General features: G+C 53.0%; 11 protein-coding genes. 10 read left to right on the forward strand and 1 reads right to left on the reverse strand.

Annotated elements, in window-relative coordinates; all coding sequences use genetic code 11:
* The first annotated feature begins 3 nt into the window (after nucleotides 1–3).
* The 9 genes from murD (at nucleotide 4) to lpxC (ending at nucleotide 10,661) form a co-directional block, all read left to right on the forward strand.
* Nucleotides 4–1,530, forward strand: coding sequence for a UDP-N-acetylmuramoyl-L-alanine--D-glutamate ligase (gene murD, locus BCM14_RS00975; RefSeq protein WP_106226142.1), 1,527 nt, complete (start codon nucleotides 4–6; stop codon nucleotides 1,528–1,530).
* The gene (ftsW, locus tag BCM14_RS00980) at nucleotides 1,527–2,714 is read left to right on the forward strand and encodes a putative lipid II flippase FtsW (protein ID WP_106226143.1); all 1,188 of its coding nucleotides are present in this window, start codon (nucleotides 1,527–1,529) and stop codon (nucleotides 2,712–2,714) included. Before murD ends, ftsW begins: the two co-directional genes overlap by 4 nt.
* Nucleotides 2,711–3,784, forward strand: coding sequence for an undecaprenyldiphospho-muramoylpentapeptide beta-N-acetylglucosaminyltransferase (murG, locus tag BCM14_RS00985; RefSeq protein WP_106226144.1), 1,074 nt, complete (start codon nucleotides 2,711–2,713; stop codon nucleotides 3,782–3,784). The genes ftsW and murG overlap by 4 nt, the downstream gene beginning before the upstream one ends.
* Complete coding sequence (gene murC, locus BCM14_RS00990) at nucleotides 3,781–5,178, forward strand: UDP-N-acetylmuramate--L-alanine ligase (protein ID WP_106226145.1); 1,398 nt, start codon at nucleotides 3,781–3,783, stop codon at nucleotides 5,176–5,178. Before murG ends, murC begins: the two co-directional genes overlap by 4 nt.
* Nucleotides 5,175–6,149 carry a D-alanine--D-alanine ligase gene (locus tag BCM14_RS00995; RefSeq protein WP_106226146.1) on the forward strand — a complete coding sequence of 325 codons (975 nt, stop codon included), beginning with the start codon at nucleotides 5,175–5,177 and terminating at the stop codon, nucleotides 6,147–6,149. The genes murC and BCM14_RS00995 overlap by 4 nt, the downstream gene beginning before the upstream one ends.
* Nucleotides 6,150–6,161: 12 nt before the next feature.
* Nucleotides 6,162–6,968, forward strand: a complete 807-nt coding sequence (locus BCM14_RS01000; protein WP_106226147.1) for a cell division protein FtsQ/DivIB — start codon at nucleotides 6,162–6,164, stop codon at nucleotides 6,966–6,968.
* 4 nt (nucleotides 6,969–6,972) lie between these two features.
* Nucleotides 6,973–8,196, forward strand: a complete 1,224-nt coding sequence (gene ftsA / locus BCM14_RS01005) for a cell division protein FtsA (RefSeq protein ID WP_106226148.1) — start codon at nucleotides 6,973–6,975, stop codon at nucleotides 8,194–8,196.
* A 232-nt stretch (nucleotides 8,197–8,428) separates the two neighbouring features.
* On the forward strand, nucleotides 8,429–9,610 hold the full coding sequence (gene ftsZ, locus BCM14_RS01010) for a cell division protein FtsZ (RefSeq protein WP_106226149.1): 1,182 nt from the start codon (nucleotides 8,429–8,431) through the stop codon (nucleotides 9,608–9,610).
* 127 nt (nucleotides 9,611–9,737) lie between these two features.
* A complete protein-coding gene (lpxC, locus tag BCM14_RS01015) occupies nucleotides 9,738–10,661 on the forward strand; it encodes a UDP-3-O-acyl-N-acetylglucosamine deacetylase (RefSeq protein WP_106226150.1) in 924 nt (307 codons plus the stop codon).
* A 14-nt stretch (nucleotides 10,662–10,675) separates the two neighbouring features.
* On the opposite strand, the gene BCM14_RS01020 is transcribed toward lpxC, so the two are convergent.
* On the reverse strand, nucleotides 10,676–11,155 hold the full coding sequence (locus BCM14_RS01020) for a DciA family protein (RefSeq protein WP_106226151.1): 480 nt from the start codon (nucleotides 11,153–11,155) through the stop codon (nucleotides 10,676–10,678).
* Between BCM14_RS01020 and BCM14_RS01025 the strand changes: the two genes are divergently transcribed.
* Nucleotides 11,149–11,814, forward strand: coding sequence for a M23 family metallopeptidase (locus BCM14_RS01025; protein ID WP_259673344.1), 666 nt, complete (start codon nucleotides 11,149–11,151; stop codon nucleotides 11,812–11,814). The two genes, BCM14_RS01020 and BCM14_RS01025, sit on opposite strands and share 7 nt — an antisense overlap.
* Nucleotides 11,815–11,819 lie beyond the last annotated feature (5 nt).

Genomic DNA, 11,819 nt, shown 5'->3' on the forward strand with positions numbered 1-11,819 from the left:
AAGATGAGTCAATTGCTACAAACGACAAACGAGCAGCTCCTGATCCTAGGGTTGGGAGAGACAGGTGTCGCTGCTGCGAAGTGGTGTGTCAGACAAGGGTGGCAAGTGCGTGTTGCGGACACGCGTGTCGCCCCTGGTGGCTTGTTGCAATTACAACGTAGTTGTCCCGACGCATCAATTGATTACCGTCTTGGCTGTGAAACCCTTGAGCCCTTGCTGCTTGAGGGCATTTCACAATTAGTGTTGAGCCCAGGTCTTTCGCCCATGCAGTCGCCTGTTGCTGAACTCTTGCAAGCGGCTCGTTCGGCCAACATACCTGTCATTGGTGAGATTGAGCTATTTGCTCAGGCGTTGCAAAGTTTGCAGCAGCGGACAGGGTACCAACCAAAAGTGCTGGGCATTACGGGCACCAACGGTAAAACGACCGTTACTGCATTGACGCAACACATGCTTGAGAGCTCTGGCATCAAGGCTCGAGCGGCGGGCAATATCAGTCCAGCCGCGCTGACCGCCTTGATGTCCGCACTGGACGAAGACGACCTGCCCGAGGTGTGGGTGCTTGAACTTTCGAGCTTTCAGCTGGAAACGATCCACAACTTGCGCTACACGGCAGCTGTTGTGCTGAACGTGACACAAGATCATCTGGACTGGCATGGTGATATGGCGTCCTACGCTGCCGCCAAGCAGAAAATTTACCAATCGGCTGACTTGAGTATCGTTAATCGCGATGACGCACTGGTGATGAAAATGTGCGCCGAGCCAGCAGGCGTTAACGTACGCTCGTTTGGTCGCAGTGCACCGAGCCTGTCAGGGGATTTAGGGCTTGAGACCAGTCATGGCGTGCATTGGTTGGTCAAGTGCGAAGCCAACGAATTTGCCAATGAGCAATCGCCTGCCCCAAGGCGTAAAAAAGATGCTGTCCTACCGAAACGTCACCCTGGGCGTGTTGTTCGCATGATGCCCGCTGAAGCGCTCGCTATCAAAGGCCTGCACAACGCGTTGAATTGCGAGGTTGCATTGCTGTTGGCTCACGCGGCAGGTGCGTCGTGGGGAACGATGCTTCGGGCAGCGAGTGAGTACGCGGGTGAACCTCATCGAATGCAGTTTGTCAGATCAGTTCGTGGTGTTGATTTTTTTAATGACAGCAAGGGTACCAACGTCGGCGCGACGGTGGCTGGGCTCGAAGGTTTAGGAAAACCAAGCATTCTGATCGCGGGCGGTGTCGGGAAAGGTCAGGATTTCCTTCCTCTGGCTGAAGCGGTCAGTCGGCACGTCAAGCATGTCGTACTGATCGGTGAGGCTGCTGCTGCGATACGTGACACGTTAGCTTTAACAAACGTTGTTTGTGAAGACGCGCACAGCATGATAGACGCAGTCAGTAAAGCATTTTCAAAAGCAGTTGACGGGGATGCAGTGGTGCTTTCGCCGGCTTGCGCAAGCTTTGATATGTTCAACAACTACCCACATCGCGGTGAGTGCTTTGTCGAAGCAGTTAATGAAATGGCGCTTGAGCAAGGGGAGCTCGTATGAGCCTGTTTGCGGACCTAACCAATAGCGTCAACGCCGTGAGGCCCAATCGCACCAATATGCGTAATTACGATCCGCTTTTGATGATCGCAGTTATCACCTTGGTTTCTGTGGGTTTGCTGATGGTTTATTCGGCGTCGATTGCTCTGGCAGATGGCCCTCACTTTGCCAACTACGGCCGATATTATTTTGTGGCAAGACACGCGGCCTTTGTTGCTATCGGTTTTCTTGCCGCTGCACTGGTTTACACCGTACCAGTCGGTGCCTGGCAAAAAATCACCATCGCGATTTTTATCGGTTGTCTGATATTACTGTTGCTGGTGCTGATTGTCGGTAAAGAGGTCAATCATGCGGTTCGGTGGCTGGCGTTTGGTCCGATCAATTTCCAGCCATCTGAACTGATGAAAGTCGCCGCGCTGCTTTATGCCGCTGACTACACAGTTCGGAAGCAAGAGTATATGCAAAACATCTGGCGTGGGTTTATACCCATGGCCTGCGCGTTGCTGGCAGTTGCTGGTCTGTTGTTGCTCGAACCAGATCTTGGCGCGTTAATGGTGATTGTTAGTATTGCAATCGGCATCCTGTTTCTGGGCGGGATCAATGCACGCATTTTCATCGCACTGGCAGCTTTGTTGCCCTTGGTTTTTGCCCTGCTGATTTGGCTCGCACCGTGGCGACGTGCGCGAATATTTGCTTATCTGGATCCGTGGAATCCGGCCACCACGCTCAGTAGTGGTTATCAGTTATCACATTCACTCATCGCAATTGGTCGTGGCCAATGGTTTGGCGTTGGCTTGGGTTCGAGTGTAGAAAAACTTCACTATCTGCCTGAAGCTCACACCGACTTCATCATGGCTGTTATAGGCGAAGAACTCGGTTTTGCAGGTGTTTCAGCAATGATCTTGCTATTTGCTATTGTGGTGCAACGGTGTTTCGAAATTGGTCGACAAGCTATTGCAATGGATCGCGTGTTTAACGGCCTGGTCGCTCAAGGCGTCGGTATATGGATTGCAGTGCAGACGTTCATCAACATTGGCGTCTGCTTGGGGTTGTTGCCGACCAAGGGATTAACTCTGCCGCTGGTGAGTTATGGTGGTTCGGGCATTGTGATGAATCTTTGTGCGCTAGCACTGGTCGCACGGATCGATTTTGAGAATCGCTTGATGATGAGAGGAGGACGCGGATGAGCCACCCTCTGATTCTGATCATGGCAGGGGGTACAGGCGGGCATATCATGCCTGGCCTTGCTGTCGCGGATGTGATGAAGTCTCGGGGTTGGTCAGTTGCGTGGCTGGGTAATCCTGAAAAAATGGAGGGTCACCTTGTTCCAGCCCGCGGCTATCCGCTATCCGCAGTGAACTTTGCGGGGGTTAGAGGTAAAGGGCTACTGACTAAGCTGAAGGCACCCTTTCAATTGCTGAGCGCGATGTTTCAGGTTTGGGGTCACTTTACTCGGATGAAACCCAGCGTGGTCTTGGGCATGGGTGGTTATGTGGCCTTGCCTGGCGGGTTGGTCTCATGGCTAAAAGGCGTGCCACTGGTTGTGCACGAGCAAAACGCAGTCGCGGGTATGACGAACACGGTGTTAGCCAAATTCGCGCAGTGCTTGCTTGCAGGCTTCCCCATTTCATTGCCCGAAGCTCGCGTGGTGGGAAACCCGGTCCGCGCAGATCTATTGAAATTAGAGCCTCCTACTCAACGTTACGCTAAACGAAGCGGAGCGCTTAATGTGCTTGTGCTTGGCGGATCGCTTGGAGCAACAGCATTAAACAGAATTATGCCCCAGGCTGTCGGCCTCATTACTGAGCAAGATCGCCCCGTCATCACTCATCAATCTGGCGCACAACACATCACCGCAATGAGTGAGCAGTATGCACAGGCGGGTGTCGATGCACTGTGCTTGCCGTTCATTGACGATATGGCAAATGCCTTGGCCACTGCTGATTTGGTTATATGTCGCGCGGGCGCGATGACAGTCGCTGAAGTGGCAGCAGCAGGTGTCGCGGCTCTCTTTGTGCCGTTTCCGCATGCGGTTGATGATCATCAAACAGCCAATGCCGTTTATTTAACTGAACAGGGCGGCGCGTGGTTGATACAGCAAAAGGATTTGACCGCATTATGGTTAAGTCAATGGTTGCAAGCGAGAACACGAGCGGAATTAGCTGAAGTCGCAGCTCAAGCTCAGCGCTATGCGCAACCGGATTCAGCGAATCGCATCGCTGATATTTGTGAACAAGTTTGTAAGGTTACGTCATGAAGCATCGCATCGAGCAGATCCATTTTGTCGGCATCGGCGGTTCAGGGATGAGCGGTATTGCAGAGGTTCTGTTGAACTTGGGTTATCGCATCTCTGGCTCTGATCTGGCCGAGTCCGCGGTGACGGCACGGCTGGCCAAGCTGGGGGCCAGAATTTCGGTTGGTCATCATGCAGACAACGTCACGGGTGTTGATGCGATCGTGACATCGACCGCGGTTGCCAATACCAATCCAGAAGTGATTGCCGCGCGACAGGCACGCATCCCGGTTGTCCCGAGGGCTGTCATGTTGGCAGAGTTGATGAGACTGAAGCGAGGGATCGCTGTCGCGGGGACTCACGGCAAAACCACAACGACCAGCCTAGTCGCCAATGTGCTTGAAGCTGGCGGGCTTGATCCAACCTTTGTGATTGGCGGCAGGCTAAATTCAGCTGGTGTGAATGCTGCGCTTGGCCAGGGAGAGTACATCGTTGTTGAAGCGGATGAATCAGATGCCTCTTTCTTGAATCTTTTACCGGTGATGGCCATCATCACAAATATTGATGCGGATCACATGGATACTTACGGCCATGATGTGGCCAAGCTCAAGAGTGCCTTTGTGGAATTCACGCAGCGCCTACCATTTTATGGCAGTGCTGTGGTCTGCGTGGATGACGCGAACGTCAGAGAAATTATTCCCTTTATTTCACGACCAGTGACTACCTATGGGTTCACTGCTGACGCTCAGGTGTACGCGACTGATCTCCAGGCAAATGGCACTCGAATGTCATTCAATGTGCAGCGCAAGGACAGAAACGAAGTTCTACCTAGCTTGTCGATCGAATTGAATTTACCCGGTCGCCATAACGTCTTAAATGCGTTAGCGGCCATTGCGGTTGCGACGGAGTTGGGTGTTTCTGACCAAGCTATTGCAAGCGCGCTATCTGAGTTCAGAGGAGTTGGTCGTCGTTTTACCCAAGTGGGTGAGTTTGCCGCAGCAAAGGGCGGCAAATTTACTGTCATTGACGATTATGGCCATCATCCAGTAGAGATGGCCGCCACGCTCGCTGCAGCCCGGGGTGCCTGGCCCGATCGCCGAATTGTTTTGGCTTTTCAGCCGCATCGTTACACGCGCACGCGTGACTGCTTTGAAGATTTTGTGCGGGTACTCGGCCTCGCCGATGCGGTGGTTTTGACAGAGGTTTACGCGGCAGGTGAGCAGCCCGTGGTTGCGGCCGATGGCAGAGCCCTGGCGCGAGGCGTCAGAGTTGCAGGCAAAGTTGAACCGATTTTTATTGAGGATGTCGGCGCAATGCCGCAAGCAATCAGGGATATCGCTCTCGATGGTGATGTGGTGGTTGTCATGGGTGCTGGATCCATTAGTAAAGTGGCTTATAGCTTCGGAGAAACTGCATGAACGCACAGTTCGGCAAGGTTGGTGTTTTGTGTGGCGGCCGGTCCGCTGAGCGCGAAGTTTCGCTGATGTCCGGCAATGGTGTTTGCGAGGCGCTGAGAAGCAAACAAGTCGACGCCCATCTTTTCGATACAGGGCTGCACTCGATTGCGGAATTGATTGATCAGAAATTTGATCGCGTGTTTATTGCTTTGCATGGTCGTTACGGTGAAGATGGCACATTGCAGGGCTTACTTGAGCTGCTGGGCGTTCCCTACACTGGCAGTGGGCCGATGGCGTCTAGCATCGCTATCGACAAAATCATGACGAAAAAAGTCTGGTTGCAGGCAGGCTTAATGACCCCCGGCTTTGCAGAGATTGTGAGTGAAGATCAACTTGAGAAGGCGGTCAGTAAGTTAGGCTTGCCGATGATGCTGAAGGCGCCTAATGAGGGTTCGACCCTCGGCGTGGTCAAAGTCACGAAACCTAGCGAACTTTCGGCAGCCTATCGCGAAGCATCGCAATACGACAAAGTCGTTCTCGCTGAACAATTTGTCAAAGGCAAAGAGATTACTGTGGCCATCATCGGCTCTGGCGAGCAAGCGAAAACCCTCCCGCCTATACAGATCGTTGCACCTGAAGGTAACTACGATTATCAGAATAAATATTTTACCGACGTAACGCAGTATTTTTGCCCTGCACCGATCGCTGATAATGTAAGTGAACACATAGGGGCGCTAGCGTTGCGGGCGTATCACGCACTTGGGTGTGAGGGCTGGGCAAGAGCAGACTTCATGCTGGATGAGCAAGACCGCCCTTGGTTGATTGAAATCAACACCGCCCCAGGTATGACGGGGCACTCGCTTGTGCCAATGGCGGCGAAAGCTGTTGGCATGAGTTATCCGGAGCTTTGCGTCGAGATACTTGAGACCGCGCGTTGTAAAGTCGGTTCGCCTCACGTGATTGTCAAACCCATCCAATCGATGACGGCCTAACAGGAGCAATTTGTGTGGAGCGAAGCGCGCATTATCAACCGACTAGCCAATACCATCGCGGTACTGGCGGTGTTGGCTATGCTCGCCGGTTGTGTGTTCTGGCTGATCAATCGCCCCATCTTTCGGGTACAAACGATCGAAATCGAGCCGGCGGCCAACACAAACTTGAAATATGTCTCGCCAATGAGCGTTCAAGCAGCCATTGCCGGCAAATTGCAGGGCAATTTCTTTACAATCAACTTGAATCAAACGCGCAGCGTGCTGGAGACAGTACCGTGGATCAGAACGGCCATGGTGAGAAGGGTTTGGCCCAGCACGCTGCGAGTCACAATCGAAGAGCAACAACCATGGGCGTTATGGAACGAAAATCAGATGATCAGCACTTGGGGCCAGATCTTTACGGCCAACCAGGGCGAGCTGGACGACGATGCGTTGCTCCCACAGTTCATCGGCCCCGAGGGCACGCCAGCTCTTTTCATACAGCGCTATGCCGAACTCGAACGCTGGCTTGCACCACTAAATGCCACAGTGCGAAAGGTGGTACTGAGCGAACGCTATGCAATGAGTGTGACGCTTTCCAATGGGCTGACACTCGAGCTCGGACGAGATCCAGGAGCCGAGGCGCCGGATCCGCAGGCTGGAATTCCAGGAGCCCTGCCATTTACGGTGCGGATTCGACGATTTGTGCAGGCTTGGCCTGTCGTACTGCAAAGAACCCAAGGGCGAGAAATTACCCATGTCGATTTACGCTACCCCAACGGCTTTGCACTGACGTTGGCTGCACTACCAGAAACCCCATCAACCAAAAAGAAGCGGTAATGTCATGACTCGTGATGTCAAGGATTTGATCGTCGCCCTAGATATCGGTACCAGCAAAGTCGTTGCCGTGGTTGCCGAAATCTTACCCGAAGGTCGTTTTGAAGTGCTAGGCTTGGGTCAGCACGAGTCGCGCGGCATGCGAAAAGGTGTGGTTGTCAATATCGAGACGACCGTCAATTCCATCCAGCGCGCACTCGAAGAGGCTGAACTCATGGCCGACTGCAAAATCCGAGAGGTCTATACCGGTATTGCTGGCAGCCATATCCGCAGCTTCAACTCGAGTGGCATGGTGGCGGTTAAGGACAAAGAAGTCACCGCAACCGACGTTTCGCGTGTCATTGAAACAGCCAAAGCCGTCAATATTCCGACTGATCAGCAAGTGTTGCATGTCCTGACACAAGAGTTCATTGTTGACGGACAGGAAGATATTCGCGAACCAATTGGTATGAGCGGTCTTCGCCTGGAGGTTAAAGTCCATATCGTGACTGGTGCGGTGAGCGCTGCCCAGAATATCGTCAAATGCGTTCGCCGTTGCGGTCTTGAGGTTCAGGACCTCATTTTGCAACCGCTGGCTTCGAGCCTGGCTTGTTTGACAGCCGACGAAAAAGAATTAGGCGTGGTGCTGATCGATATCGGTGGCGGGACAACCGATGTTGCCATTTATACCTCTGGCGCTATTCGCCACACGGCTGTTTTGCCAATCGCCGGGGATCAAATTACCAGTGATATCGCAGCCATGTTGCGCACCCCAACCCCCGACGCAGAGGATATCAAGTTGCGGCACGGTTTGGCTAAGCAAGTATTGGCTAGCCCAGACGAAAGCATTGAGGTTCCGGGTCTTGGTGACCGGGAGCCTCGCCAGGTGAAACGCATGGCTCTGGGTGCTGTCATCGAGCCTCGGGTTGAAGAGCTCTTTAACCTGGTTCAGCAGGCTATTCGTGAGTCAGGCTACGAAGACTTGTTATCCTCAGGGGTTGTCCTGACTGGCGGTACGTCGTTGTTGCCGGGTATGGTTGAGCTTGCCGAAGATGTTTTCCTTAAGCCTGTGAGGGTTGCGGTACCTGATTATGATGGTAGCTTGGCTGATGTGATGCGGAATCCGAGGTTCTCGACCGTAATGGGTCTTTTGGGCGAAGCGAGGATGCAACGTTTGCGTGGCAGAAAAGCCGCGCCGACGGGTTCTTTCACCGGGTTATTGGCGCGGATGAAAGAATGGTTTGTGAATTAGATGAAACGCAAGCAGTCTTGGTCTGTATTCATGGAATTGATTTTTGTTTTTCAGTAGATAATTGAAGCCGTAAGGCTTAGATCAGATTGATCGATCCATTCATCGATTGATTTGCTAGAGAGGCGTTTCAAACTCGGCGCGGACCAAGTCGGCGATAAGTTTGAAACGATTTCTAAAAGTAGTTGGGGATTTTAGAAACCGTTTGCAAGTAAGACTTGAGGGAGTCACAAAAATGAGATTCGAGATGTTAGATAACGTAAGCAAAGGCACTGTGATCAAGGTGGTCGGTGTTGGTGGCGCGGGCGGTAACGCCGTGTCTCACATGATCCGATCTGGTGTGCAAGGCGTTGACTTTATTTGCTGCAACACCGATGCACAAGCATTGGCGGCCACTAATGCGCCTGTGCAAATCCGTCTGGGTCGTACCGGCCTCGGTGCGGGCGCCAAGCCCGATCAAGGCAGGGCTGCTGCTGAGCTGGCCCGCGAAGAAATTCGAGCTGCTTTGAACGGCGCAAACATGGTGTTTATCACTGCGGGTATGGGTGGTGGCACGGGTACAGGCGCTGCACCTGTTGTAGCAGAGGTTGCTAAAGACCTCGGTATTTTGACTGTGGGCGTTGTGACTAAGCCTTTCGAGTTCGAAGGCGGCAAACGCATGAAAATGTCTGAAGAGGGTATTGATGCGTTATCAGGTCATGTCCATTCGCTCATCGTCGTGCTGAACGAGAATCTGTATGAATTGATGGATGATGATGCCACGCAGGCTGATTGCTTCAATGCAGCCGATGATGTCCTTCACAATGCTTGCGCGGGGATTGCCGAAATCATCAACGTCGAAGGTAACGTTAACGTCGACTTCGAAGACGTGAAGACGATCATGGGCGAGCCAGGCCAAGCGATGATGGGTACAGCTGTAGCGAGCGGTGAAGATCGCGCGATGCGCGCCGCGGTTCAGGCCGTTGCATGTCCCCTTCTCGAAGGCGTGGATTTGAACGGCGCGCGCGGCGTTCTAGTCAACATCACTGCTACCAAGTCGCTGAGAATGAAAGAAACCCGTGTCATCATGGAGCATATCAAGAGCTTCGCAGCTGAAGACGCGACGGTTATCTTCGGAACCGCCTACGACGAAGCGATGGGCGACGATATTCGCGTCACGGTTGTTGCTACCGGTCTTGGACGCGCAGCCAAGCGCCCGATGTTGGTGAGTTCGCAACATCAAGTCGAACAAATGGAAGTCGTTCAGCGTACCGGTACCGACAACATGCCAGTCTCTGGTGGTAATTTGAACGAACTGAAAGCTCCGACCGTCATTCGTAATCCTCGCACACAGGCTTCCGCCCAAGTGCGTGCGCTGGAAACGTCAGGTATGGATCACTACGACATTCCGGCGTTTTTGCGCCGGCAAGCAGACTGATCGCATAGCTAACTCCCTCTGATCACCCCACTGTGGCCTCCCCAGCCAGAGTGGGTAATGCTGTTGAATGCCTGGGTCGCTACATCCGCCAAACGATGTACAATCCGAGGGTTTTATTACAGAACACATGTTTAAACAGCGCACGATCAAAAATCTCGTTAAGACGACCGGTGTGGGCCTGCATTCTGGCCTGCGGGTTGAGCTTACCCTGCGTCCGGCCGCTCCGAACACAGGGATTGTGTTTCATCGTGTCGACTTGCCTGAAGTCGTCGATTTTCCTGCACTGGCAAGCACGGTGAGTGACACCCGTATGGCTTCAGTGCTACAGGTAGGTAACGCTCGCGTTTCGACGGTTGAACATTTGATGTCTGCGCTAGCGGGTTTAGGTATCGACAATTTGCATATCGACCTGACTGCTGAAGAAGTGCCCATTATGGATGGTAGCGCGGCCACGTTCGTTTATTTGCTTCGCTCGGCTGGTATTGAAGAACAGGCTGCACCAAAGAAGTTTCTCCGTGTCGTCAAGCCCATAGAGATTCGTGAACCCGATGGCAAACAAGAAAAATGGGCCAGACTCGAACCGCATGATGGGTTTACGCTTGCGTTTTCTATTGATTTTCAGCATCCCGCAATTGATTCAACCGCAAATTTCGCTGAAATCGATTTTGCAACTGAGTCCTACGTCAAACAAATCGCCCGCGCACGCACTTTCGGTTTCGTCAACGAAGTCGAGACGCTGCGGTCCATGGGCCTAGCTCGTGGTGGCAGCCTGGATAATGCCATTGTGATGGATGAGTACCGTGTGCTTAACAGCGATGGCTTACGCTACGACGACGAATTCGTTAAACATAAAATTCTTGATGCGGTGGGCGACCTCTATTTGATTGGGATGCCCTTGATGGCCAAGTACGTGGCCTGCCGGTCGGGTCATGCACTCAATAACCGCCTGTGTCGTGAGTTGCTTTCTCAGCCAGATGCGTTTGAAGTAGTGACTTTTGCCTCACAGAACGATGCGCCGGCAGCTTTCCGTCACGAATGGAAGTTCGCCTAAAGCCTCGGCGTTGTTCAAACTGATCGGCGATGATGGGCAATCAGCTTCGCAACCGAGTCTGCTAGCGGGCCAGGCTCAAGCGATTTCAGTAGTTTCTCGAAAGACTCCAGGTCACTTGCTTGCAATAATCGTGCCTCGCGGGGCGCCTTAATCGGGGTGTGAACATCCACCGCGCCTTGCACCTTCAATTTGACCTCTGTAAAGTTCCAGCCTTTTTGGTTCAGGTGCTTGGTTACGCTTGGCGCCAGTTGACGAAACTTGGCTGCGAAGGCCGCACTGCTGACCGTTAGTGTCAAAGTCGCCGCTTCAATTTTGATGACATCAAACACGCCTCGAATCGGAGCAGGCAGGGCCTCATCAATCGCACCCTTTAGTTTGAGATGAAGCTGTGCTGTCGCCAAAACATTGCCGTACTGGCTATTGCTATCCAGCCAGCCAATAAGGTGAGTGCCGGTTGAGCGCCCAGGGGATATAAAGGATTTTGAACTTGCCATATCAAACACAATACCAGACCAGCACGTTGATTGCCCTGATACTCGCAGCTATTTGTGTGGGGTATGCGGCGGGGGCGAGCGAAGCGCTTGATGAACCAGTAGCAAATTTCCGTTTTACTGACTTTGAACTTGCTGCGCGACCCCGAACAGACCCACTGCCATCAACGGTCTTGTGGTTACATCAAGACCATTCGGTCACGTCAGTGCTAAGTTGGCCGTTGATCGCCTACCGCAGGCTCAGTTCACCGTATGGCAACAGAATTGATCCGATTTCTGGCCAGCTCACTTTTCACCAAGGGTTGGATTTCAGCGCTAGCGAGGGGGCACCCATTCATGCTGCGTCATGCGGCATCGTAAAAAAAGCGGGCTTTCACAGCGGTTATGGTTACATGGTCGACCTTGATCATGGCAAAGGCTTGGTGACTCGCTATGCCCATGCCCGTTCGGTGCTGGTGAGCAAAGGGCAAATCGTAGGCCAGGGCGAGGTGATTGGCCACGTCGGTTCGACCGGGGCTTCGACAGGCGCTCATTTACATTTTGAAGTCAGAGTGCGTGAGCGGGCGGTTGACCCAACGCGGTTCCTGACTGGGCAGCTTATGCGAGCACCAATAACAGCCAGAGCGTCGACTGAGACAACTGCTAGTCCCAGCCTGCGTTAAACTGC

Origin of the sequence: Jezberella montanilacus (assembly GCF_003003055.1) — a bacterium.
Classification (GTDB): Bacteria; Pseudomonadota; Gammaproteobacteria; order Burkholderiales; family Burkholderiaceae_B; genus Zwartia; species Zwartia montanilacus.

Coding starts and splice junctions, on each gene's coding strand:
- ftsZ (WP_106226149.1), top strand. CDS start 8,429: ATGAGATTCGAGATGTTAGATAACGTAAGCAAAGGCACTGTGATCAAG.
- murD (WP_106226142.1), top strand. CDS start 4: ATGAGTCAATTGCTACAAACGACAAACGAGCAGCTCCTGATCCTAGGG.
- lpxC (WP_106226150.1), top strand. CDS start 9,738: ATGTTTAAACAGCGCACGATCAAAAATCTCGTTAAGACGACCGGTGTG.
- murC (WP_106226145.1), top strand. CDS start 3,781: ATGAAGCATCGCATCGAGCAGATCCATTTTGTCGGCATCGGCGGTTCA.
- BCM14_RS01020 (WP_106226151.1), bottom strand. CDS start 11,155: ATGGCAAGTTCAAAATCCTTTATATCCCCTGGGCGCTCAACCGGCACT.
- murG (WP_106226144.1), top strand. CDS start 2,711: ATGAGCCACCCTCTGATTCTGATCATGGCAGGGGGTACAGGCGGGCAT.
- ftsA (WP_106226148.1), top strand. CDS start 6,973: ATGACTCGTGATGTCAAGGATTTGATCGTCGCCCTAGATATCGGTACC.
- BCM14_RS00995 (WP_106226146.1), top strand. CDS start 5,175: ATGAACGCACAGTTCGGCAAGGTTGGTGTTTTGTGTGGCGGCCGGTCC.
- ftsW (WP_106226143.1), top strand. CDS start 1,527: ATGAGCCTGTTTGCGGACCTAACCAATAGCGTCAACGCCGTGAGGCCC.